Raw genomic sequence first — 22,304 nt, forward strand, 5'->3', positions numbered from 1 at the left:
GACTACCTGGCGCGGGGCATGGCCGGGGGGCCCTGCTGGCCTCTGGTCGATTCGTCACGAGTCGATTCGCGATTGTCAGGTCCTGTCTGTGTCGTGTCGTCGTATTGTGTGTCCGGGTCAATCTTGTTGGCGCGGTCGTATTCCTGGTTCACCTCGTCGCGCGCGGTGGCAGCATCACTGTGACGCATCTGCGCTTGGTGCTGCAGGCCGGTCGCGTGCGCGGCTTTGGCGTCAGCTTCGGCCTGGGCGGCACGGGCTTTGGCTGCGGTCTCCTCGGCGAGAGCCTCGCGCTGCCCCACCTTGTGGGACTGCTCGGCCGCTTTGTTGCGGATGTCGCCTGCCTCAACGCGATGCTGCTGGGTGCGCTTGTTTCGCGCAAACCACGCGATTGCGGCCACGATCAGCAGGGCGATGACCACGACGGCCACGATTAGAATGATGGTGCTGGTAGTCATAATGACTCCTAGAATTGGTCGAGCGGTGAGAAGTTCGGATCAGTTGTAGGCGTGCGGGTTTGAACTGGGGATCAGTAATAGGTTTTACGGCCGCCGACGGCGCGTCCCATCGATCCCATCACGGTCAAGACGACGCCGACGATGAGAACGATGATGCCGATGGTCCACAAGATCGAGATGTTGAGGAGAAAGCCGGCGATGAGGAGGATGATTCCGAGAACGATCATGGTGTTACTTTTCCTTTGGTAGAGCGGCGATTTGCGATCAGCGCTTGAAGATGTCTTTGGCCTTGGCCCCCGCCTGCTTGGTATTGCCCTTGGCCTGCTCGAGGCGCCCCTCGGTGCGCAGCCGGGTGTTGCCGGTGGCGCGGCCCAAGTACTTCTTGGCGGCGCCCCTGACCGTTTCGGTCTTGTTGGCGAGCTTCTTGCCAATGCTCATGGTGCTTCCTTCGATTTGTAGTGGTGGAAAAGCCAATGGGGACAGGGCTCGACGGATGGTGCTAGCGGGATGCGCCGCGTCTAGCGCTGGCAACTGGGCGCCGAATTCGTGACCATGGACGGAAATCTCGATCGCGATCGCCCGCCGCTGGGACTCCGCGCGGCTCAGCGCGCGTTGTTGAAGCGCTCTGGTGTTCGTGCAGGATGGCGAGGTCCCGGTTAAGGAACGCCGTTTCGCGCCGGGACTGTGCGAGTTCGCGACGCGCGTCTTGGCCGCGGCTCGCAGCGCGACGAGCACCGGCCAACAGCGCGCTCATGCCCAGCATGGCCACCGCGCCGACGACGATGCCGAACAGAAAGAGCGTGCCCGTCGATCCAGTGACGTGGTAGCCGAACACCGCGAAGTTCTCCGTCAACGAATGAGCGGAACCGGCGTTGCCGAGAATTCCGACCAGTCCGACGACGACGGCGGCAAGTAAAACGATCGCTCCAACGATGACGATCATGGTGACGCCTCTATTTCCGGTGCTAGGACTCCAGTAGACGCCTCACCGGGTAGCTTGTCAACAGCGTTGACACACACCATTGGTCTACAGTGTCGTAGGAGGAAACATGACTCCGATGATGGAACCGAGAACTCCCTTGGCCGCTGATGCTGAACCGCTCACGGCCGCCGGTCGCGACAACGGCCAGATCACCAGGTCGGTCATCCTGCACACCGCCCTGAGGATCATCGACCGCGACGGTGTGAATGCCCTATCCATGCGCCGACTCAGCGACGCCGTGGAACGTGACACGACGGTGCTCTACCGCCACGTCGCAAACAAATCCGCGGTGCTCGACGGCGTTGCGGAAATCGTCATGAGCCAGCTCTCGGTGGACACCGCCGACCGTGACTGGGCGGGCCAATTACGGGCCGTCGCCCATCGCTTTCGCGCACTGGCTCTCGAACACCCGAACGTGGTGCCGCTTCTGGTCACTCGGCCGTTGGCCACTCCGCTCGGGCAGCGGCCACCAGGCACGCTGCGCCCGCTTGAAGACGTTCTCACCCTGCTCATCTCCGCAGGGTTCACCGGCGATGACGCGCTCCACATCTACCGCGTGCTGTTCGCGTACCTGCACGGTCACGTGCTCGACGAACTGCAGGAGATCATCGAACGGCCCGAAGAGACCGACCACGTCCTGCAACTCGGGCTGCACCGGCTTTCGATCACCGACTTCCCTCGGCTGCGAGCCCTTGCGCCCGCTTTGGCCTCGTATGACGGCGCCGCTGAACTCGACCGTGGACTCGACCTCCTGCTCAACGGCCTGGCCGCCGCCCTTACCCGGCCCGACGGATCGCCCCGCACCCCCTGAGACGCCACGGACCCGCAAAGGATTGCTAGCTTCCCTCCGTGGCTACTAGTAAGTAACCTACGGGTTCGTAGGTGACCGGATCGAGTGTCGAGTACGACGGTGCGCTGGAGATGCGCGCCCAACGGGGGGAGGCCACGTGGCTGACGATTCGCCGGTGAAGTCGCAGCAACTGCCTAGTCACACCCACATCGCGATCGTCGGTAGCGGGTTCTCGGGTCTAGGCGCTGCCGTGAATCTGGAGGAGGCCGGCCACCGTGACTTCGTCGTGTTGGAGCGCGGCGACGACGTCGGCGGGACTTGGCGCGACAACACCTACCCCGGTGCGGCCTGCGACGTGCCATCGCATCTGTATTCGTACTCTTTCGCGCTCAACCCGAACTGGACGCGGTCGTTTTCCACCCAGCCCGAGATAGAGGAGTACATCCGTAGAGTCGGCCGACGTGCGGGTGTCCTTGATCGGCACGTGTTCGGGTGTGCGGTCACCAGAGCCGTGTGGCGAGAGGAGCGCCGGCACTGGGAACTGTCCACCAGCCACGGAACGATGACCGCCGACGTGCTCATCGGGGCATTCGGGGCGCTGGCCGAACCCTCGTTGCCGGACATACCGGGCATAGACGACTTCGACGGTGCGCTGTTTCATTCGGCGCAGTGGGACCACGACGCGGACTTGACGGGCAAACGCGTCGCCGTCATCGGTACCGGAGCGTCGGCGATTCAGTTGGTACCGGCGATCGCCGACACCGTCTCTCATATCGACGTGTACCAGCGCACGGCGCCGTGGCTTCTTCCGCGCTTCGACCGACCCTTCACCCGGGTCGAACGGTGGGCGTTTCGCAATATTCCAGGCGTACTGCGGTTGGCCCGCGCCGGCATCTATGCCGCACGCGAGACGCAGGTTGTCGGGCTCGCGAAGAATCCGCGGCTGATGAAGGCATTCGAGCTGATCTCGCGTGCCAAGATCCGCACCGAGATCAAAGACCCCGAGCTGCGCCGCAAGGTGACACCGAACTTCCGCATCGGATGCAAGCGAATGCTCATCGCCAACGACTGGTACCCCGCACTGGATCGTGAGCACGTCGACCTGATCACCGAGGGCATCCGCGAAGTCGACGGCTCCGCCATCGTCACCAAGGACGGCACCGCCCGCGAAGTCGACGCGATCATCGTGGCCACCGGGTTCCATGTCACCGACTCGCCAATGTTCGACAGGATCTGCGGCAGCGACGGACGAAGCCTGAGCCAGACCTTCGCCGACAAGGGGATGCGCGCCTACAAGGGAACAACGGTCGCCGGCTACCCGAACCTCTTCGTCCTCGTGGGGCCCAACACCGGACTCGGCCACACGTCGATGGTGTACATGATCGAGTCCCAGCTGAACTACATTGTCGACGCCGTCAACACGATGAAAAGCCGTGGGATCACGCGCATCGACGTCCGACAGGACGTCCAAGACGCCTACAACGACGAACTGCAACGCAAGCTGGCCGGGTCGGTGTGGATGACCGGCGGCTGCGCCAGCTGGTACCTGGACGCCCATGGCAACAACACCACGCTGTGGCCCGATTTCACCTTCCGCTTCCGCCGCCAAACCAGGCGCTTCGATCTCGACTCCTACGAGACGTCGCTCGACATAGACGCGAGCACCGCGCGTGCGAAAGGAACAGTACGTGGGTTCAATTGACGGCAAGGTCGCGGTGATCACCGGTGCCGGTTCCGGAATCGGCCGTGCCCTGGCGATCGCTCTGGCCGGCCGGGGTGCGCGCGTGGCGATCTCAGATGTCAACGAGGAGGGCCTGTTCGGCACGGCCGAGCGAGTGAACACCGTCGCCCGCGAGAAGGCGCACGTCGAAGTTCTCGACGTGAGCGACCAGTCGGCGGTCAATACCTACGCATCGTCGGTTGCTGGGCACTACGGGGTGGTCCACCAGATCTACAACAACGCCGGTGTCGCGGGCGGCGCGGTGCCTGTGGTCGATTGCGACTACGAGACCTACGAACGCATCATCGCCATCAATCTGTGGGGTGTCATCAACGGCACAAAGGAATTCCTGCCGTATCTCATCGAGTCCGGTGACGGCCATGTCATCAACATCTCCAGCCTCAACGGCCTGATGGGGCAGGCCTCGATGACCGGTTACTGCACCACCAAGTTCGCGGTTCGAGGTTTCACTGAATCCCTTCGTGCGGAGATGCTTTCGTTGAAAAAGCCAGTACGGGTGACACTCGTGCACCCTGGTGGCATTGCCACCAACATCGCCTCATCGGCATTGGACGAAGCGGAGCGGGCCGGACGCGAGATCACCGATCATCAGAGACAGCGCGCGGAGGCCTACAACAAGAAGTTGCTCAAGATGTCCCCGATGCAGGCCGCGCGCATCATCGTGGCCGGAGTAGAGGCCAATCGCAGTCGAATCCTGGTGGGCAAGGACGCGAAAGGCGTCGACCTGTTGGTGCGGTTGCTTCCGCGTTCCCACTCACGATTCGTCACGTGGTGGGAGAAACGGACATTCGGCGGGTCATAAGTTTGGCGTCTATCCGCGCGTAAGGATCGCAAGCCCTAATCTGCGGCAATGGACCGCATTTGGCAGTGGGCGTGGGATCGGTACGCAGCGCGATACACGTGGACACTTTGCTTGATGGCTTTTCCCGTGATGTTGGCGGTATACCTGCCTCTGTCGTTTCTGATCGTGGCTTTCGAGAAGTCGGGTCAATTCGTGGAGGCGGCGATCGTGGCGGTAGCGGCTGTGCTTGTGCTCGACTTCTTACTGGTCTTGCCCAATCGCAAGCTGATTCGCCCCGCTGAGCTGTGGGCAGCAGGCCACGACATCGACCGAGCGGCTGCGCTGGAGGGCACCTATCGCTACACCAGAAAGGCGTCTTTCCGAGCGGTGTGGGCCACCGGCGTCTGGGCCGCCGTCATGGCGGCCGTCATCGGCGCCATCGCAGGAGGGACAGGGACGCGGCTCGTTCAGTACGGGATCCTCGGCGTGGTTTACGGAACAGGGGTCCAGCTGGTCGCTTTCCACAGCATCGCAGAGTCAGCGTGGCGACCGGTCAGGCTAGCCCTCGCGGGCGCCACCGGAATCGGTGACGAGCTACCCCGTGCTCACCCGACGTTTGCCGGCCGGTCGAACCTGTCGATGGTTGCGGTCGCTTTCGTGTTCGCCGTTGTCGGAGCATCGCTTGGCGCCGTCGTCGACCGCGCCGGCGACGTTCCCGTTCTCTGCGTCGTGATCGGATGTGCGTTAGCGCTTGGGCTGGCGGTTCCGATCAGCGTCGGCCTGGGGTTCTCGCCGTCCATGCAACCCATTCGCGATCTCGCCGCAGGAGCCGAACGCGTTGCGGCGGGGGACTACAGCCAACGCCTTCCCGTCGTGCAGGACGACGACCTCGGTGCACTGGCCGCGTCGTTCAACCGCATGCAGACCGGTCTGGCTGAGCGCCAGCGGCTTCAAGGGGCGTTCGGCACCTACGTCGACCCGGCGCTGGCCGCGCGGCTGCTGAAGCAGGGTGACGATGTCTTTACCGGTGAGCGTCGTGAGGTGAGCGTCGTGTTCATCGACATCCGCGACTTCACCCCGTTCGCCGAGACGAATTCGGCCGAGGACACTGTCGCCCGGCTAAATGCGCTCTTCGAGATCGTGGTGCCCGCCATCGTCGACGCCGGCGGCCATGTCAACAAGTTTCTCGGTGACGGCGCCCTGGCCGTCTTCGGAGCCCCGAATGACCTTGCAAATCACGCCGACGCCGCTGTCAACGCCTCTGTGCTCATCCACCGCCTCGTCTCGCAGCGGTTCGGCGACGCGCTTCGAATCGGTATCGGGGTCAACACCGGCCCAGTGATCGCGGGCACCATTGGCGGGGGAGGCAAGCTCGAGTTCACGCTCATCGGCGACACCGTCAACGTCGCCGCCCGGGTCGAGCAGCTCACCAAGACCACGAGCGACGCGATTCTTCTGACCCAGCAGACCGTCGATGCGCTCGGCGCCCCGCCGTCGGCACTCATCGATCGCGGATCGCACGCTCTGAAGGGAAAGTCGACCGCTGTGCAGATGTTCGGCCTCGACACCGAAAGAGGTTCCTCGATCTGACCTTGCCCGCACCGGCCCGGCGTCATCCTGCCTCCGGCCGGCGGTGGTGCCATGATTGGTCGCAGCCGAACTGCAAGTGCCTGAACGGAAGGCCCGTCATGTCGCCGAAACGCCGCATAGGCACCGTCCTGCACGACAACGCCCTACTGTTGGCCTGCCTCGGGTTGTTCGCTGTGTTCTTCATCGGCATGGTGCTGTCCGGGGCGGCGACCTACAACCAGGAGCAGCAGGAGCACGGCTCACACGAGCAGGTCTCAGTCGTCCAGTACCTCCGCACAGGCGATTTCGTCGAGGCGACCTTTGAGAACTGGGAGTCGGAGTTCCTGCAAATGGGTATGTACGTCGTGCTGACCGCGCTGTTGTTTCAGCGAGGTTCATCGGAGTCGAAGCCGATAGACAAGCCGGCGCCGCAGGATCAGGATCCGCGCGACGTGCACGCCAACCAGCACACCCCCTGGCCGGTCCGCAGGGGCGGACTGGTTCTCACCGTGTACGAACACTCGCTAGCCATAACGCTTTTCGTGTTGTTCTTCGCCTCCTGGGCCCTGCACGCCGTAGGTGGCGTGAAGGCGTTCAACGAGGAGCAGGTGCAGCACGGTCAAGCTGCAATCTCGGTATGGCGCTATGTGACGACGTCGCAGTTCTGGTTCGAGTCGATGCAGAACTGGCAGAGCGAATTCATCGCTGTCGCAGCGATTGTCGGCTTGTCAATTTTTCTGCGGCAGAGAGGTTCTGCCGAATCCAAGCCCGTCGCCGAGCCACACCGACGCACCAGCGCCTGATTGTCGTCGGACCGCGCCCCGGGCGGGCCCATATCGTCTGTGGCTCAGCGCTGTTCGCGATTCACCGCCCATGACGAAAGGAAATCGAAGGAGGGGTCGGTGGCGTCGGGGGCGCCTTTGAGGGTGTCCTTGGTGATCGGATGGCTCAGATCCATTGTGGAGGGGTCGTCCACCCGGGCCCAGTCGGTGACGATCGTGCGCTCGACGATCTTCCACGTACCGTCGCGCTTCTCGTATTTGTCGAGGTACCGGCCGCCGACGACGACATCGACGTCGCGACCGCCGCCGGCGAGCGTGTGTACCGCAATCGTGTAGATCTCGCCCTCGGCCGTGGTTCCGGTGATGGTGAAGTTCACCGTGGTGATGTGGTGCTGCATCGACCGGATGTAGGGACGCGCTGCGCTGATCTGCTGGAGGAACTGGTCCACCGCACCCGCCGAGAATCCGCCGTGGGCGTCCACCGCGTCGGGGTAATAGAGATCCCGCAGTACTTCGATGTCGCCTCGATCGACGGCGCGGCAGTAGGTATGGACGAGTCGTCGCAGCTCAAACTCGTCGATCATCTCCTGCAATACGGTGTCTGCCATCGCCTCTTCACTCCTTGAGTCGGACCGCGGACAAGTCGCCGACAAGTCGGTCACAAGAGGCTCCCGGCACGGTGGACCTCGTCAGCCCACCACCGACGAGAGGCCCACGATGACCACAGACTCCGCCGCCCCTGAAACCATGCCTTCCGAAGTCCCGGATGTCTCCGGAATGAAGATCGCCCACCGGGTGATGCTGCGCGACCTCGACCGCACCACCGGTGTCGCGATGGCGATCGCCGACGGCGAAGTGCCCGCGACACGGCGGCGCACCCGCGCGTTGGTCGGATACCTGACTCTGATGGTGGAATCCATCCACCATCACCACCGTGCCGAAGACCACATCCTCTGGCCTGTGATCGAGCGTCGCGCCGGCACGCACATCGACCTCGCTCCACTCACTGAGGACCACGCCGCGCTCGAGCCGAAGCTCGGCGGGCTCGCGGCCGCCGTCAGGCAGTACGCCGCCGATCCGTCGCGCCGCACGGCCGCCGTCATCGCGGCCCGACTGGTTGACATCCGCGCCATGCTCACCGAACACATCGCCGAGGAGGAGCGGGATACGTTCCCAGTGATCGAGCGCTACCTGTCAGTCGGGGACTGGCAGGACGTGGAGGCCCAGATCCGGAAGACCGCGCGCTTGACGTTCGAGCTTCCCCGCATCGCCGCCGCGGTCACACCGACGGAGCTGGCGCGTCTGAAGGAGCAGGCCGGGCCGGTTATCGAAATCTTGCTGCTGCTGGTCAAGCCGAGGTACCGCCGGATGGAGAAGGCTATCTGGGGATGAGCCCCGCCGCGGAGAGGTGAGTCGCGAGCCGGGCTCGGACCGTGTCGGCGTCACTGCGGTGCCGATCTCCATCGGCCGGGCGGTCGAGTGCGTCGGCGAGTATTGCCAAGGCGTCGTCGACAACACCGAAAGCCACTGAGCCTGAATCGATTCCTGCGACTCGGCCGGCCCACGGTAGCAGTTCTTCGTAGGCCCCCGCGCATTCGTCGAGATCGCCAAGGCGGGCAGCCGCCCTCGCGAAGAGCGCCATGCGTCCGAGCCAGTAGTAGTTGCGGCGCAACGGCGTCCGGGCCGCCCATCGGATTCGAGCCTCGTCGATGCGGCCCGCGTCGAGCAGGCACAGCACAAGGGCCTCGTTCATCGCATCGGGATGGACGTCGTGTAATTCGATCATGATGTCGGCCAGCCCAGCCATGTCGCCATGCGCGAACGCCAGGACCAGTTCGAACACCAGCGCCGCCTCGGCAGCGCTCGACATCCCGGTTTCGGCCATTTGTCGGGCCAGGCGACGATACTCCGATGCCGCCTCGTCGATCCGGCCGGCGAGCACGCAGAGCACCGCGTGGTACACCTCGACCACCTGAACCAGCGCCGCAAGCTGTCCGCTGGTGGACCGTTCCACTGCGAGATCGGCCTGACGGATCGCTTCGGTGATGTCGGTGCGACCCGAGGCGCAGAGGAAAAGCAGCCAGTGAGCCAAGGCCTCGTAGCCGAGCAGGTTGTGATCTTGAGCGAGCGAAAGAAGTTGACCGGCAAGCTCTTCGCGTTCGTCGGCCAGGTCGGGTCCGAGCGATAGATAAACGCGGGCGTTGAGGGCGGCGCACACCGCGACGGGGTCTCCTGAGCGCCGGGCGGTTTCTACGGCCTCCTCGGACCAGGCGAGCACCTCGGTCATACCGTACGCGGCGGCGTCGTTCTCGGTCTCGAAGATCAGGGCGACGAGTAGCCACACCCGCGTGACGGGATCGGCGTCGGGGTATTCGGCCAGGGCGCGGCGCAGGGGCTGCTCGACGCTGGTGCTGTCGGAACCGATACCAGAGACTGTCCACGAGATCGGCGCACGGTATGCGGTGAGCGCCGCCAGCAGCAGGCCTTCGTCACCTGCGACGGTGGCCAATTCGACCGCACGCGACCGCGCCGGGCGGGCTTTGGCCGCCGCACCGGCCTGCGCGGCGGCGCGAGTCAGGTCAACCAGCATGCCCACCCGATCGGAGATCGGTATCGCGCCGTCCTGCGCGAGGTCGGTCATCCGCACCGCGGCCTCGGCCAATTGAATCGCCTCCAACGGCGCATTCATCTCCATCGCTTGCCGAGCTGCCGCCCACGCCAGCCCGGCTGCTTCGGGCGCCGTCGCCGGAGTCGCCGCGGCCAGGGCGTGATGGGCCAGGGTGGCGATGTCGGGACTTGACGTGGTCTGCAGTTGCGCCAATGCCGCTGCGTGCCAACGAGTCCGTCGTAGCGCCGGGGTGTCCTCGTACAGCGTGTCGCGCACGAGGGCGTGGGTGAAGCGCACGCGTCCCGGGACGGGCTCGCTCAGCAGCCCGGCCAGCACCGCCGCCTCGAGACCGTCGAGTACCTCGTCCTCGTCACGTCGGGCCACGACCAACAGCTGATCGACATCGAATTCGCGCCCCAGGACCGCTGCCTGCTGCAGCACAGTACGCGCCGTGCCGGGTAGCCGGGAAAGTCTGCGGCGCAACACATCCCGCACGCCTGCCGGCAGCTCCGCAGTGGCCGTGGACCGGCCCTCGGCAGCGATCAGTCGGGCGAACTCCGTGACGAACAGTGGATTGCCGTCGGTGCGGTCGATGAGGCGGTCGATGACGTTCGCGTCGCGGCCGAATCCACCGTCCGGTGCGAACTCGTCGACCAGCGCTACCACGCCGTCCCTGTTCAGCCCGCCCAGCTTCAACCGTTCTGCTGTGACCGCCGTAAGCGCCGCCGAGGTGGCCGCCAGGTCGGGTCCGGCCTCCGTGCCGCGGCACGCGGCGAGTATCAGGACCGGCCTCTCGGCGAGATCGTGCGCGAGGCTGCGCAACAATTGCAAAGTCGCCCCGTCGGCACGATGCAGGTCGTCGAGCACCACGAGCAGCGGGCCGTTCGCGGTCGCGGCCTGCACTCTGTCGCGGACTACGGCGGCGAGTTCGAAAGCCGTTTCGGGTGTCGGTATCGGATCGCCGAGTGACTGCGCCACCTCGATCCAAGCCCACGCCGGGGGAGCGCCGTCGACCTCCGGGCAGCGGCCACGTGTCGTGGACCATCCACCGCGCGACAGGCGTCGCGCCACCACATCGGCGAACGTTGTCTTGCCGACGCCTGCTTCGGCTTCGACCCAGACGGTGCGCAATCCGCGGTTTGTAGCGATCTCGGCGGCGGTGGCGATCCGCTGGAGTTCCACGGTTCGGCCGATGACGGTGGCGCGGTGGCGGTCCTCCGATGGCGGCGGCGACGCGTCGCGCCCCACGGGAGCGATCTTCACGTGCGGTGGCGAAGGCCGATGCAGGAGGCTGTCCGAGTGCGCCAAGATGTCGGCTTCCAACGCGCGCAGGGCCGGACCGGGTTCGAGGCCCAGTTCGTCCGCCAACCGACGACGTGCGTCGCGTAGATGTGTCAACGCTTCGCTCTGCCGTCCGACCCGGTACAGGGCGATCGCCAGAAGGCGGATGGCCTCCTCGCGCAACGGATCGGCGGCCAGGTGTCGCTCGAGTTCCGGGATCGTCGCGGCCTCCCGGCCGAGGTTCAGCGCCAGGGCTGCATACTGCTCGAGCGCCGTCGCACGTAAACCGTTGAGCCGAGCGAGTTCGGGCTTCGCCCAGTTCGTGTCGGCGAACTCGGGCAGCGGCGCGCCGGCCCAACAGTCGAGGGCCGCGCGCAGGAGGTCGGCCCGAACCGCGGAATCGGAATCGGCATCGGCGCTTCGAAGCTTTGCTTCGAACTGCCACGTATCGACCGCATCGTCGGGCAGGCGCAAAGCGTATCCGGGTGGGGAGCTGACCAGCACCCTGGCCGGGGTGCGACGCGGGCGGTCGGGTTCGAGCACGCGGCGCAGGTTGGAGACGTGCACCTGTAGGGCACCCAGCGCCTTCGGCGGAGGTTCACCCGCCCAGATGTCGTCGATGATCCGGTCGGTCGAGACGGTCTGGCCTCCGGCGAGCGCAAGACGGGCCAGGATGGCGCGAGGCTGCGAGCCGCGAAGCTCGACCAGGTCACCTGCGACACGGACCGTCATCGGGCCGAAGAGAGTGATCCGGATCTGACTCATCGCCGTGCCAGGATAGGCAAGGTCGGTCAGTCCTGGCACAGTCGCCGCTACGAGATCCTTCGCGGCTCCGGCGATACCGGTCGAGGCACTTCGAGACTGTTCTCCTGCACGATCACCGGGTCGCCGACGTTGACAGTGTTGAAGTACCATTCCGCGTCGGCCGAGCTCAGGCTGATGCAGCCATGGCTCACATTCTCGAATCCGAGCGAATTCTCCGCCCACGGCGCCGAGTGCACGAAAAGGCCGCGGCTAGTGATTCGGACGGCGTATTCCACATCGAGCAGGTAACCGTCAGGAGCGTCCACGGGGATGCCGACGCTGCTCGAATCCATCACCACGTCGCGTTCTTTGGCCAGCACGGTGTACGTGCCGACCGGCGTCGGATATTCCGGTCGCCCCATCGACGCCGGCATTACTCCCTCTTTCCCCCAGTGGGGTCGATGGTGTGGCGAGGGCAGTGGAGGTCGCGGGCCTGCGTGCGCGCCGTCGATGCTCACGGTGAACGTGTGCTCGGAGATGTTGGCCACCCCGATGACGGCAGGGCCCGTTTGGAAATTCGTCGACAGGCTGCCAACCGAAAGTGCCACCGTGCTGTGCGCCGGCCAGAACCGGTCGGGAACCCACTGCACGACGTTGTCATCGAGCCATTCGAAACTGCCGGTCATCGGCGGCGTCGACGTGACGTTGACTGCGCGCTCGGCTGCCCGCCGACTGGGTACGGGTGCGTCGAACGTCACCACCACGGGGTGCGCCACACCCACCTTCTCGCCCCCCGTGGGCAGAACCGACGCGATGGCGAGCCCGTACGACTGGCTGCTTGCCGCCAGGTCTACACCGGTCGGCGCCGGGACAACGCTCGCTGCGATCCCGATCACGGTGAGTGCGCACCGAATAACCGCACGCATGACTCCTGCTCCTACCCCTTTGATGTCGTTGAGACGTGAGGACCGGAACTGCGGGCGTGCGTTGACACGGTCCGCTCAGCCCCGATGAGTCGGCCTCAGCCGGCAGCCGAAGGACCGGGCAGAGCGGGTTGACCCGGCACCGGCGCGCCCGCAGGCAGCGGACCGGTGGGGGCACCCTTGCCGGCAGCCGTGCCTGACATATCGAAGAGCGGCGCTCCGCCCGCGGCCGGCGCGCCTACCGGAACGGGCGCACCTGCCGGAACGGGCGGGACGACAGGAACGGGCGGAGCGAGCGGGACAGGCGGGGCGACCGGGACGGGCGGAGCGAGCGGGACAGGCGGAGCGATTGGAACGGGCGGGGCAACTGGAACGGGGGCGGGACCCGGCAAGGCCAGCGGAACCCCGGCCATGCTGTCCACCGCAGCGCTGCACGGTGCTGCAGCAGCTACCGGCGCTTCGCTGCCCGCCGCCGAGTCGATGCACTCATAGCCGCCCATCTTGAACGGGGCGGCTGCGGCGCCGGGGCTCAATGCTATTGCGGCTCCGCATAGCCCCACGGCGGCAACCACTTTGATGTTGAACCGATCCATGATCGTTATCAACGCCCACTCCTCAATCACGCTCAGACGCATCAGGTGATGCAAGCTGAAGTTCCAGCCTCGCAGCCGTCAATTAACGGCCGCTTCAATTGAAACAACGTCCATGTGATTTCGAAACCCACCGCGTCACAACGTTTCCAAACGGTGACGTTGGAGCCACTCGCGGACGGCACCCAGTGGAGCTACCAGCTGAGATCTGCGTCCCGGTCGACCTCGACCAGGTCGAGCGCGCCGTTGGGCAGTGTCAGCGTGGTGCTCAGGCAGTCGGTTGCAGCCTGCTCTCGTAGCCGCACACCTCCAGTGGCCCAACGCCGTTCGCGGTTCAGAGCCCACGATGAGCGACATCGCACGCCGATGTCGCCAGCGCCTGCCTCGACCGTGCCGACTCCCTCTTCGGCGCATCGCTCGAGGATTAAACCGACGTCCGAACGCGGCAGTGACACCCGTCCCGCGACGGTGATCACAAATCGGCAGCGGCGGCGCACCCGGTCGGGGACGCGGCCGGTACGAATGCGGGCGTCCTCGAGTCGCAGAGAGGTCAACAGTCGATCCGCACCCGCGCCGCTCACCCAGATTCCGACGTCCAGGTCCAGGAAGCAGGACATCGTGGAGATCAGGGAACCCGATGCGTGACATCCGACGTCGATCTCCACGGCTACATCGGGGACGTCGTACCTGAAGCCATGCCTGCGGGCATCGGGATCGGTGATGAGGCGGACCAGCGCCAGCGCCTCGGCGTTCTTGCCCGCGGTCCGCTCGGCCACCGGGCGCAGCGCCCAGTCCGGGCCGTTGTGCCAGGCGACCGCGTGACGGGCGTGGTGAAGCACCGCCCCGCCGGCCAAAGCGCGGTGAGCGAACTCCCAATCCTCGCCCCCGTAACCGACGAAGGATTCGTCGAACCCGCCGATGTCGTCGAAGAGTTCTCTACTGCAGCACATCACGGAGCTGATCACGTAGCGGTAAGAGCGATGGTCTAGCTTCAGCAGGTCGGCGCTGGCCGCGTAGCCGTCCACCAGCCAACGCGGTTCCGGAAGTTCGCGAGGTGCAGGTCCGCCGGACCACCAATGCGACAACTGCGAAGGTGCCCATCCATCCAAATCGGCGTGGCGTCGCCGTCCGACGGCTACGGCGTCGGGAACCAGAGACGGCAATCGCACCAGATTGCTGATGTACTCGCGTTCGGGGACGGTGTCGGCGTCGAGGAAGCAGAGAACCTCAGCGGTCGAAGCGGCAGCGCCGAGATTGCGCGCTGCCGCCGCCCGGAAACCTTGGTTTGCCTGCCGCACAACGGTGCAGCGCAGCTGAGCGGCGTCGACGACCGGTGGCTGCGACGAGCCGTCATCGGCGACGATCACCTCGAGCAGGTGGTTCGGATAGTCCTGGCGCTCGAGCGCGGCGAGTACCCGGTCCAAGTCGGCCTGTTGCTCGTAATAGGGAATGACAATGGCCACCGACGCCTCGCGAAGAGGCATGTCGTTCACCAGGTCCCAGCGATTGCCGGGAACGGTGAACCGGTCGTCGGTAAGCGGTATCGGCGCTGACTCTGTTATGTTCTCGGCCTCTCGAAGAAGTCCAGGTAGGCGGCGGCGGCGTGGCCCGGGCTGGGTCCAGCGATCACATCGGCCGCCAGCCACGTAACCTCGGGCCGCTCCAATGCCGTGGTGACGGCCGATCGGAGGCCGGCAGGCGTATCGGGGTAGAGCGTCAGGGTTCCTGGGTTGCGGCGAACGACCTCTGCTGTGTATCTGTTCACAGGAGCCAGTGGTCGGCGGCCGGCAGCCAACCACGCATTCAGCGATCCGGAGGCCGACACGTGGCGGTGCGCGGCGATGGGAACGGTGACCCGCTGCAGGACTTTTGTGAGTTCAGAATCTCGGATGTGACCCGTGACCTCGAAACGGCGACCTTGACGGGCGGCCGCGTGGCGCAGGTCTGCTACCAGATCGTCGTGCCCGGCGGACGGGGTGCCGATGGCGACGACCTCTACGTCTGACGGCAGGTCGGCGGCTGCGGCGATCACGTCGTCGTGTCCCTTGCCTGGATAGAGAAAGCCGAGCACGCCGAGCGACCGCGGGCCCGCTGCCCGAGGCGGGGGCAGGTCGAGGTCGCGGACGTGGATGGGCAACGGAATCACAGTGACGTCGGCGACCTCGATTCGGCTGTCGTGCAACAAATCCCGTTCGTGGCCGCTGCTCACAACAATCGCATCGCAAGCTTCCGTCACGCGACGGTAGGCAAGTGTTCGCCGCCGGAGGTTCGAGCCATCAGAGAGTTGGGGGAGATCGTGCAGCGTGGCGGTCACGCGAGCGCCTCGGATATGGGCGTCCGCGGCGAGCGCACTGAACGTTTCGCCGGCGGCCGCCGGGTCGGCCCCGAACAGCCGGTCGGTGAATTGGACATGCAGACCGTTCCTCGAAGTCACGACGGTGCGGTGCAGTGCGTCCGCCTTCAACAGCCGGCATAGCGACACGTCACAACCGGCGCGGCGCAGATTCGCTTGCAGTTCGAGGCCGAATCGCACGACGCCGTGCCGACGAGGTCCCGCGACGAGGTGGGTTATCTGCGACGTCATCAGGTATTCGGACCTGAGATGAGACCGAGAAGGCGCATGGTCGAACCGTGTCGTGCGATGGTCAGTTCGACGTACTCCGGATTTCGTTCGTACCAGACCATTTGAATGTGGTGCACCTCGTCCGCGGTCAAAGTGGCTCCGTGAAAGAGCCAGTCGCGCCTCACTGGGCCGTCCAGTGCCAGCGCGTCGAGCACCCGCCGCTCCAGCGGAGCGAAAACGGATCCGAGTAGCGGGCCGGTGATCGGCGATATCGCCTGATCTACATCCAGGTGGCCGAGAATTCGCCGGACCAGATCGTAGAACACCGGATTGCCGGGATGGTTGATCGCGTGTGCAGCGTCGACACCGTGACCGGCAAGCACGTCAGAAACCCCGACGTCGCAGTCGCGCCGCTCGCGACGGGCGAGCTCGTCGATGCTGGCCGAGGCGGCAGCACGCAGTTGGTCTGGGGCCACCTCGACATCCCAGCACCCACTCGTTGACCGGGTGGCGCGCGCAGCCGCGACGGTACGCAGGTCGTGGTAAGGCACACCGGGAGGGTCCACTGACGGCGCCGCCGGGTCACGGACGATCACCTGGAACGGGTAGAGCCCGGAATATCGGATGACGGGCCAGCGGACCACGTCGGCGCAGGCGGGCAGGCGCGACGCAATGTCGGCGGTCCCGAGGGGAAGGTCGCGGTAACCCGGCCTGACCGGCTGGCTGAGCAACACCGCGGTGTGTGCCAGCAGGTCGTCGAGATGGCCGAGGTCCGAACTCTCCAGCTCATGCACCGGTGGGATCCGTGCAGTCCGGAACGGGCGGTCGGGCACTGCATCGAGAACGCGGCGCAACGCCTCGGCCTGGCAATTCCCCCACACCAGCCACAGCGGCTTGTCCTCCGGTGCTGGCGTGCCTGCGGGCCGGTAAAAGTCGCGGTAGTGCTGAATCCGCCCGGCGTTCTCGTCCACTCCCGCGAGCGTAGTTGGCGGAGAAGCGGGTATGTCTTTGGTCTCGATCGCCCCAGTCCGGGGCAGGCCGAGCGTATCTGCGTGCGTCGGAGGTTGTGAGCATTGATTCGTGTTGCCTCGGTTCCTGCTGGTCACCCCTATGTGGTGGCCGTGTCGGATACCGATCGTGTTGCGCTGCTCAATGATCCTGTTCCACGCCACGTGACGGTCGCCGGTCAGTGGTGGCCGCCGCGCTGGCTGGAACCGGATTACCTGCGCAGCCGCATCGCCGACATCGACGTGCTGCATGTGCATTTCGGCTTCGACAGCACTCCACCGATGGTGTTGTCGGACGTGTGCAGCACCCTGGCCGCACATCGGGTGCCGCTCGTCGTGACGGTCCACGACCTGTGCAACCCGCACCTGACCGACGAAGGGCAGCACCGGGCGCGGCTTGATGTGCTCATTCGGGAAGCAGCGACGGTGATCACGCTCACGGCAGGCGCAGCCGACGCCATCGCAGGTCGTTGGCAGCGTCAGGCGGCGGTGCTGCACCACCCGCACGTGTTGCCGATCGATACCGTCGGAGCGGAGCGGGCGCTGCGCCCGCGGCCGGTGGTGGGCGTCCACGCCAAGCACCTGCGCGCCAACGTCGATCCGTGGCCGATCCTCGACAGCCTCACAGCGCTCAGCGGTGCCTTCACCATTCGACTCGACCTCGACGACGATGCGCTGTCCTCACCGCGAGCCGACGGTGCCCGGGATCGGCTGGCCCACTACGCGGCCGCCGGTGTGGACGTCCGCGTACACCCACGCTTCAATGACGCCCAACTGGTCGACTACCTCAACGAGATCGATGTGCTGGTGCTGCCGTACCGGTTCGGCTCTCACTCGGGCTGGGTGGAAGCATGTCACGATGCTGGAGTCCGTGCCGTGGTGCCGGACTGCGGTTTCTTCCACGAACAGCACGCCGACGTGACGTTCGGTTTCGATCGGAACCGGCTTGACGAGCCGAGCCTCCACCGCGCCGTCGAGACCGCGGTTCGACAAACGTCGGGGAGCGCCGGGGCGGTCGACCATGAGCGCCGCCAACGACGAAAAGCGCAGCGCCATCAGGTTCGTCACGAAACTGTAAGAATCTACCGTCGGCTGATCGTCGAGAAGGATGCCGCATGACCGCCCGCCCGCTTCGCATAGCGTTGCTCGCGTCCTCGCGCTATCCAGTCCGACAGCCGTATGCAGGCGGGCTCGAGGCGTTCGTCTTCGAATTCGCCCATGCCCTGACCGCGGCCGGACATCGCGTCACGATGTTCGCCGCCCCCGGCTCGGACACGGATCTGCCGTGGGAGGTGCTGCCGCTGCACACATACGAGATGAGCGAGCAGGCGCGGCTAGACCCATCCGCAGCGGACTGGGTGGTGCACGAAACCCATGCCTACCTTTCGGTCATGCTGGAACTCGCCGGCGCATTGGGCGATTCCTTCGACGTGGTGCACAACCACAGCTTGCATTACCTTCCGCTGGCGATGGCGCGCACCATTGCCCCGCCCATGGTGACGACGCTGCATACCCCACCCCTGAAGTGGCTGGAGCAGGCGGTGGCGCTTCCAGGCGGAGTGGCAAGCGAATTCGTCGCCGTAAGCGCCTTCACCGCGAGACAGTGGCAGCCGATCAACGGACCCGTGAAAGTCATCCGAAATGGAGTCAACCTCCGCCAGTGGCAACCAGGCCCCGGTGGTGAGGACGCGGTCTGGACCGGGCGTCTTGTCCCCGAAAAGGGTGTCACCGCAGCAATTTTGGCGGCACGTCAAGCCGGCTTTGCACTGCGAATCGCTGGGCCGGTCGGAAACCAGGAATACTTCGACGAGCAGGTGCGACCGTTGCTGGGCGGTTCGGTGACCTATGAGGGGCACCTCCGCCGCGATGAGGTCAGCGCGTTGGTTGGCCATTCCGCCGTCGCGTTGGTGACGCCCGAGTGGGAGGAGCCCTACGGTTTGGTGGTCGCCGAAGCGCTGGCAAGCGGAACACCGGTAGCGGCATTCGCCCGAGGTGGGATACCCGAGATCGTGGACGTGCGATGCGGGCGGCTGGCGCGGCCGGGCGACGTCGATGGGTTGAGTGCCGCCATGAGCGAATCGGCGACACTGTCGCGTTCCGACGCGAGATCGCGCGCCGAGAGATGCTGCTCACAAGAAGCGATGGTGCAGCGATACCTGCACCACTATGCAGAGATGGTCTACGCAGAGGCAGAGGATGTTTCGGCGTGATCGGCTATTACATCCATCATCAGGGGCGGGGTCATCTCAATCGAGCGTTGGCGATCTGCGCGCAACTAGACGAACCGGTGACCTTCTTCTCGTCGTTGCCTCCTCCGGCGTGTGTCCGTGACGGCGACGTGTGGGTTCGGCTGGCGATGGACGTCCCGGTCGGACCGAGCGGCGTCGTGGATGTCACGGCACACGGACGGCTGCATTGGGCGCCTCTGCACGTCGACGGCTTGGCCCGCCGGTCAGCCACACTGCTACAGACCTTGGCCGCAACCCCGGTGCGACGAGTCGTCGTCGATGTCTCCGTCGAGATCGCGTTGCTCGCCCGTCTTGCCGGGTTGCCGGTCACCGTCATGGCGATGCCCGGCGAGCGAAACGATGCCGCGCATCAACTGGCGTACGACATCGCCGACAGCATCATCGTTCCGTGGTCGGCCGATCTGCACCAACCGAACTGGTTGGCCGACCACGCAGATCGATCCCATTTCGTCGGTGCCATAAGCCGATTCGAGGGTAGGCGACGTCCAGCACCGCAGCGCGCCGGTGGTCCGAGAGCGCTGTTGCTGGCCGGAGCAGGTGGTGCGAAGCTTCCGACCGACGCGCTCGAGCAGTTGCAGGCAGCGCTACCGCAGTATCAATGGTCGGCAGCGGGCGGCGGCGCCGCATGGGTCGATGACCTCTGGCCGACACTTGCCGCTGCCGATCTGGTCGTCAGCCACGCCGGGCAGAACGCGATTGCCGATGTGGCGCTGTCCGATACCCCGGCGGTAGTGATACCGCAGGATCGACCGTTCGACGAACAGCACGCGACAGCGGCGGCGCTGGCCAACGCCGGCATGGCCGTCGTTGTCGACCGCTGGCCGAGCTCACAGGATTGGCCCGCGTTGGCCGAGTCGGCCGTCTCGCTCGACTCCGGCAGATGGGCGAAGGCGGCGGTCGAGGGCGCCGCGGCCCGTGCGGCGGCGGTGATTGCGGAATGACCGGTGTGCGCACGGCGGTGATCACGGTCGTGCACCGGCGGCACGATCACCTGGCGTTGCAGGAGGCCGGCCTCGTCCGCTCTGAAATCAGGGCGGATATCCGCTGCGTGGTCGCAATGTCGGACCCGCAGATCAAGGCGCTTGCCCCAGCCGCCGCGAGAGTAGTCGAATGCGACTCGGCGACAGGCGATCTGCCGTTGGCTCGAGCTCGCAACCTCGGGGCTCGGTGTGCATTGGATCTTGGCGCGGAGTTGCTGGTGTTCCTCGACGTGGATTGCATCCCTGGCGCGGAGATGATCGGTCGCTATGTGGACGCTTATCGACGCGTAGACGGAGACGCGTTGTTGGCGGGGCCGGTGACATACCTACCGCCGTCGCCGAACCGATACCGACTGGAGTCGTTGGAGTCCATGACGAATCCGCATCCCGCGCGGCCCGCGCCCGCGTCCGGCGTCCTGCTCACCGAGCCCAACCACGACCTCTTCTGGTCCCTGTCGTTCGCTGTCTCGGCGACGGCGTGGCGGCGTATCGGTGGGTTCGACGAGGTCTATGTCGGCTATGGCGCCGAAGACACCGATTTCGCAGCAAACGCTGCGGCACTTAATATTCCGCTCATCTGGGTGGGCGGCGCGGACGCATATCATCAATACCATCCGGTGTCGAGCCCGCCTATCGAACACCTGGAAGCCATCGTGGCCAACGCCAGGACCTTCCACAATCGCTGGGGTCGATGGCCGATGCCGGGTTGGCTGGACGCGTTCGAACAGAACGGGGCGTTGGCCCGGCGCGGGGATGACATCATCGTCACGAACGTCAACCGAGGAGCGGTATGAGTGGCCATGCGATGTCGGGCTTCGACGCACCGGTACGCCGGTGGCAGGACATCCCCGGGTGGTTCCAGTGGCGGTCGGCCCAGGAGGAGGCCGTGGCGCACTTCGGTGACGGTGCGAGATTCGTCGAGGTCGGTTGTTATCTGGGCAAGAGCATTTGTTCGCTGGCCGAGGCCGTCCGGGTGGGCGGGCGTGACATCGCGATCCTCGGGGTTGACACCGCGCAGGGGAGCGGTCCGGAAGGACGTGGCGCCACCAACGCACACGGCCCAGCGGTGGAGCACGGTGGGGGGACGTTCGCCGGAACACTGCACCGCAACGTGATCTCGTGCGGTTTAGCCGACTCGGTACAGCTACTCATCAGCGATTCGGTCGCGGCGGCTCGACTGTTCGACGACGAGTCGTTCGCGTGGATTCACATCGACGCACGTCACGATTATCCGAGCGTCTGCGCCGATATCGCCGCTTGGGCGCCGAAGGTGCGGCGCGGTGGCTGGTTGTCCGGCGACGATTACGACGATTACCAGTGGCCTGGCGTCGTCGGTGCCGTCAGCGACGCGTTGCCGGACGCGCAGCGGTGGTGGTCGACGCAGTGGCGATGGATCAAGCCGTGACGCAGACCGATCAGTCTTTGGTTTCCGCGACCAGGACCTCGGTTTTCGCGCGCCGTCGCACCGCTCGGGGAACAGAACCGACCAATCGGCCTGCGATCGAGTCGAGGCCGACGTTCCCGACGACCAAGAGGTCGGCGTTCACCTCATCCACCAGCGCCACAAGCGCATCGACAGGGGCTCCCTCGATGGCCCGTTCTTCGACGTCCGTCACGCCGGCCGCACGCGCTCGATCGCTGGCCTCCCGCAGCATCCCGTAAACCGGTGCGTTCCCCTGCGTTCGGTAGTTCTCGTCGTTGACCTGATCGGGCTCGCCGGAACGAAGCTCTACCTTCGGCAGATATGCGGTCGCCACAATGAGTTTGGCGTTCGCCTTGGCCGCGATCGCCGCCGCTTGATCAACTGCGCGAAACGAAGACTCCGAGCCGTCGGTGCCGACCACCACGACGTTGTAGTCGCTCATCAATCCTCCAGGTTCGGTGAGTTCCGAAGCATTGAGTGTACGGATGTACACCGAACCTCGTGAGGCTATCGCGCCCGCGTCCTGCGGCCGAACTACCGCGAAGGAAGCCGCGCTCTCAATATGGCGCGCGATGCCGCGACCGTGGTGGTGAGAGCGGCCAAACGCGTCTCGCCGCTGCGGAGCACGGTTTTCAGAGCGCGCAGGCGGCGGCGCCGTCCGCGCAGCATCCCGCCGGTCAGCAATCCGCAGCAGAATCCGAGAATGAGGTAGCCGCGTGCACGCCGCTTACTTCTTCGAGCGAACGTCGATGCGACGTATCCGCCTATCGCAGCGATGGTGGCGACGGCGAGCACAAGACACGCCAGGGACGTCGGTCCAAGCATCCCCACGGGGC

At 65.5% G+C, this 22,304-nt stretch carries 24 protein-coding genes; 11 read left to right on the plus strand and 13 right to left on the minus strand.

Features of this window, described 5'->3' with window-relative positions; translation table 11 throughout:
* Positions 1 to 2: 2 nt before the first annotated feature.
* From N4S67_RS22030 to N4S67_RS22045, 4 genes are all read right to left on the minus strand, one after another.
* The gene (locus N4S67_RS22030) at positions 3 to 455 is read right to left on the minus strand and encodes a hypothetical protein (protein ID WP_260995136.1); all 453 of its coding nucleotides are present in this window, start codon (positions 453 to 455) and stop codon (positions 3 to 5) included.
* A gap of 71 nt (positions 456 to 526) precedes the next feature.
* Positions 527 to 682, minus strand: a complete 156-nt coding sequence (locus N4S67_RS22035) for a DUF6131 family protein (protein ID WP_260995137.1) — start codon at positions 680 to 682, stop codon at positions 527 to 529.
* A 37-nt stretch (positions 683 to 719) separates the two neighbouring features.
* On the minus strand, positions 720 to 893 hold the full coding sequence (locus N4S67_RS22040) for a CsbD family protein (protein ID WP_260995138.1): 174 nt from the start codon (positions 891 to 893) through the stop codon (positions 720 to 722).
* 61 nt (positions 894 to 954) lie between these two features.
* A complete protein-coding gene (locus N4S67_RS22045; protein WP_260995139.1) occupies positions 955 to 1,398 on the minus strand; it encodes a hypothetical protein in 444 nt (147 codons plus the stop codon).
* A gap of 115 nt (positions 1,399 to 1,513) precedes the next feature.
* On the opposite strand from N4S67_RS22045, the gene N4S67_RS22050 reads away from it, so the two are divergent.
* From N4S67_RS22050 to N4S67_RS22070, 5 genes are all read left to right on the plus strand, one after another.
* A complete protein-coding gene (locus N4S67_RS22050; protein WP_260995297.1) occupies positions 1,514 to 2,248 on the plus strand; it encodes a TetR/AcrR family transcriptional regulator in 735 nt (244 codons plus the stop codon).
* Positions 2,249 to 2,384: 136 nt separating this feature from the next.
* Positions 2,385 to 3,929, plus strand: a complete 1,545-nt coding sequence (locus N4S67_RS22055; RefSeq protein ID WP_260995140.1) for a flavin-containing monooxygenase — start codon at positions 2,385 to 2,387, stop codon at positions 3,927 to 3,929.
* A complete protein-coding gene (locus tag N4S67_RS22060) occupies positions 3,916 to 4,770 on the plus strand; it encodes an SDR family NAD(P)-dependent oxidoreductase (RefSeq protein ID WP_260995141.1) in 855 nt (284 codons plus the stop codon). Before N4S67_RS22055 ends, N4S67_RS22060 begins: the two co-directional genes overlap by 14 nt.
* Positions 4,771 to 4,818: 48 nt before the next feature.
* Positions 4,819 to 6,339 carry an adenylate/guanylate cyclase domain-containing protein gene (locus N4S67_RS22065; protein ID WP_260995142.1) on the plus strand — a complete coding sequence of 507 codons (1,521 nt, stop codon included), beginning with the start codon at positions 4,819 to 4,821 and terminating at the stop codon, positions 6,337 to 6,339.
* Between the two features lie 98 nt (positions 6,340 to 6,437).
* Positions 6,438 to 7,121 carry a DUF6766 family protein gene (locus N4S67_RS22070; protein WP_260995143.1) on the plus strand — a complete coding sequence of 228 codons (684 nt, stop codon included), beginning with the start codon at positions 6,438 to 6,440 and terminating at the stop codon, positions 7,119 to 7,121.
* 44 nt (positions 7,122 to 7,165) lie between these two features.
* Here the strand turns inward: N4S67_RS22070 and N4S67_RS22075 are convergent, their stop codons facing one another.
* On the minus strand, positions 7,166 to 7,708 hold the full coding sequence (locus tag N4S67_RS22075) for a nuclear transport factor 2 family protein (protein ID WP_260995144.1): 543 nt from the start codon (positions 7,706 to 7,708) through the stop codon (positions 7,166 to 7,168).
* 109 nt (positions 7,709 to 7,817) lie between these two features.
* Between N4S67_RS22075 and N4S67_RS22080 the strand changes: the two genes are divergently transcribed.
* Positions 7,818 to 8,492 (plus strand): hemerythrin domain-containing protein, encoded by a 675-nt coding sequence (locus N4S67_RS22080; RefSeq protein WP_260995145.1) that lies wholly within the window; start codon positions 7,818 to 7,820, stop codon positions 8,490 to 8,492.
* Here N4S67_RS22080 and N4S67_RS22085 read toward each other — a convergent pair.
* The 6 genes from N4S67_RS22085 to N4S67_RS22110 form a co-directional block, all read right to left on the minus strand.
* On the minus strand, positions 8,479 to 11,754 hold the full coding sequence (locus N4S67_RS22085) for a BTAD domain-containing putative transcriptional regulator (protein WP_260995146.1): 3,276 nt from the start codon (positions 11,752 to 11,754) through the stop codon (positions 8,479 to 8,481). The two genes, N4S67_RS22080 and N4S67_RS22085, sit on opposite strands and share 14 nt — an antisense overlap.
* A gap of 47 nt (positions 11,755 to 11,801) precedes the next feature.
* Positions 11,802 to 12,659, minus strand: a complete 858-nt coding sequence (locus N4S67_RS22090; RefSeq protein WP_260995147.1) for a L,D-transpeptidase — start codon at positions 12,657 to 12,659, stop codon at positions 11,802 to 11,804.
* A gap of 95 nt (positions 12,660 to 12,754) precedes the next feature.
* A complete protein-coding gene (locus N4S67_RS22095; protein ID WP_260995148.1) occupies positions 12,755 to 13,291 on the minus strand; it encodes a hypothetical protein in 537 nt (178 codons plus the stop codon).
* A gap of 149 nt (positions 13,292 to 13,440) precedes the next feature.
* The gene (locus tag N4S67_RS22100; RefSeq protein WP_260995149.1) at positions 13,441 to 14,730 is read right to left on the minus strand and encodes a glycosyltransferase; all 1,290 of its coding nucleotides are present in this window, start codon (positions 14,728 to 14,730) and stop codon (positions 13,441 to 13,443) included.
* A 74-nt stretch (positions 14,731 to 14,804) separates the two neighbouring features.
* Positions 14,805 to 15,830: a hypothetical protein gene (locus tag N4S67_RS22105; protein ID WP_260995150.1), complete on the minus strand. Its 1,026-nt coding sequence runs from the start codon at positions 15,828 to 15,830 to the stop codon at positions 14,805 to 14,807.
* On the minus strand, positions 15,830 to 16,780 hold the full coding sequence (locus N4S67_RS22110; RefSeq protein ID WP_260995151.1) for a WcbI family polysaccharide biosynthesis putative acetyltransferase: 951 nt from the start codon (positions 16,778 to 16,780) through the stop codon (positions 15,830 to 15,832). The genes N4S67_RS22105 and N4S67_RS22110 overlap by 1 nt, the downstream gene beginning before the upstream one ends.
* Positions 16,781 to 16,930: 150 nt before the next feature.
* Between N4S67_RS22110 and N4S67_RS22115 the strand changes: the two genes are divergently transcribed.
* The 5 genes from N4S67_RS22115 to N4S67_RS22135 are packed head-to-tail and all read left to right on the plus strand — an operon-like array spanning position 16,931 to position 21,450.
* A complete protein-coding gene (locus tag N4S67_RS22115) occupies positions 16,931 to 17,935 on the plus strand; it encodes a hypothetical protein (protein WP_260995152.1) in 1,005 nt (334 codons plus the stop codon).
* On the plus strand, positions 17,932 to 19,026 hold the full coding sequence (locus tag N4S67_RS22120) for a glycosyltransferase (RefSeq protein WP_260995153.1): 1,095 nt from the start codon (positions 17,932 to 17,934) through the stop codon (positions 19,024 to 19,026). Before N4S67_RS22115 ends, N4S67_RS22120 begins: the two co-directional genes overlap by 4 nt.
* A complete protein-coding gene (locus N4S67_RS22125; protein WP_260995154.1) occupies positions 19,023 to 20,006 on the plus strand; it encodes a glycosyltransferase in 984 nt (327 codons plus the stop codon). Before N4S67_RS22120 ends, N4S67_RS22125 begins: the two co-directional genes overlap by 4 nt.
* A gap of 5 nt (positions 20,007 to 20,011) precedes the next feature.
* Positions 20,012 to 20,839, plus strand: coding sequence for a glycosyltransferase family 2 protein (locus N4S67_RS22130; protein ID WP_390893485.1), 828 nt, complete (start codon positions 20,012 to 20,014; stop codon positions 20,837 to 20,839).
* The gene (locus N4S67_RS22135) at positions 20,836 to 21,450 is read left to right on the plus strand and encodes a class I SAM-dependent methyltransferase (RefSeq protein ID WP_260995156.1); all 615 of its coding nucleotides are present in this window, start codon (positions 20,836 to 20,838) and stop codon (positions 21,448 to 21,450) included. The genes N4S67_RS22130 and N4S67_RS22135 overlap by 4 nt, the downstream gene beginning before the upstream one ends.
* 10 nt (positions 21,451 to 21,460) lie before the next feature.
* On the opposite strand, the gene N4S67_RS22140 is transcribed toward N4S67_RS22135, so the two are convergent.
* The gene (locus N4S67_RS22140; protein ID WP_260995157.1) at positions 21,461 to 21,910 is read right to left on the minus strand and encodes a universal stress protein; all 450 of its coding nucleotides are present in this window, start codon (positions 21,908 to 21,910) and stop codon (positions 21,461 to 21,463) included.
* 92 nt (positions 21,911 to 22,002) lie between these two features.
* The gene (locus tag N4S67_RS22145; protein ID WP_260995158.1) at positions 22,003 to 22,299 is read right to left on the minus strand and encodes a hypothetical protein; all 297 of its coding nucleotides are present in this window, start codon (positions 22,297 to 22,299) and stop codon (positions 22,003 to 22,005) included.
* Positions 22,300 to 22,304: the final 5 nt, after the last annotated feature.

Source organism: Mycobacterium deserti (genome assembly GCF_025345615.1).
In the GTDB taxonomy this organism is placed as follows: domain Bacteria; phylum Actinomycetota; class Actinomycetes; order Mycobacteriales; family Mycobacteriaceae; genus Mycobacterium; species Mycobacterium deserti.

Coding starts and splice junctions, on each gene's coding strand:
- N4S67_RS22030 (WP_260995136.1), bottom strand. CDS start 455: ATGACTACCAGCACCATCATTCTAATCGTGGCCGTCGTGGTCATCGCC.
- N4S67_RS22035 (WP_260995137.1), bottom strand. CDS start 682: ATGATCGTTCTCGGAATCATCCTCCTCATCGCCGGCTTTCTCCTCAAC.
- N4S67_RS22040 (WP_260995138.1), bottom strand. CDS start 893: ATGAGCATTGGCAAGAAGCTCGCCAACAAGACCGAAACGGTCAGGGGC.
- N4S67_RS22045 (WP_260995139.1), bottom strand. CDS start 1,398: ATGATCGTCATCGTTGGAGCGATCGTTTTACTTGCCGCCGTCGTCGTC.
- N4S67_RS22050 (WP_260995297.1), top strand. CDS start 1,514: ATGATGGAACCGAGAACTCCCTTGGCCGCTGATGCTGAACCGCTCACG.
- N4S67_RS22065 (WP_260995142.1), top strand. CDS start 4,819: ATGGACCGCATTTGGCAGTGGGCGTGGGATCGGTACGCAGCGCGATAC.
- N4S67_RS22070 (WP_260995143.1), top strand. CDS start 6,438: ATGTCGCCGAAACGCCGCATAGGCACCGTCCTGCACGACAACGCCCTA.
- N4S67_RS22075 (WP_260995144.1), bottom strand. CDS start 7,708: ATGGCAGACACCGTATTGCAGGAGATGATCGACGAGTTTGAGCTGCGA.
- N4S67_RS22080 (WP_260995145.1), top strand. CDS start 7,818: ATGACCACAGACTCCGCCGCCCCTGAAACCATGCCTTCCGAAGTCCCG.
- N4S67_RS22085 (WP_260995146.1), bottom strand. CDS start 11,754: ATGAGTCAGATCCGGATCACTCTCTTCGGCCCGATGACGGTCCGTGTC.
- N4S67_RS22090 (WP_260995147.1), bottom strand. CDS start 12,659: ATGCGTGCGGTTATTCGGTGCGCACTCACCGTGATCGGGATCGCAGCG.
- N4S67_RS22095 (WP_260995148.1), bottom strand. CDS start 13,291: ATGCGTCTGAGCGTGATTGAGGAGTGGGCGTTGATAACGATCATGGAT.
- N4S67_RS22100 (WP_260995149.1), bottom strand. CDS start 14,730: ATGCCTCTTCGCGAGGCGTCGGTGGCCATTGTCATTCCCTATTACGAG.
- N4S67_RS22105 (WP_260995150.1), bottom strand. CDS start 15,830: ATGACGTCGCAGATAACCCACCTCGTCGCGGGACCTCGTCGGCACGGC.
- N4S67_RS22120 (WP_260995153.1), top strand. CDS start 17,932: ATGACCGCCCGCCCGCTTCGCATAGCGTTGCTCGCGTCCTCGCGCTAT.
- N4S67_RS22135 (WP_260995156.1), top strand. CDS start 20,836: ATGAGTGGCCATGCGATGTCGGGCTTCGACGCACCGGTACGCCGGTGG.
- N4S67_RS22140 (WP_260995157.1), bottom strand. CDS start 21,910: ATGAGCGACTACAACGTCGTGGTGGTCGGCACCGACGGCTCGGAGTCT.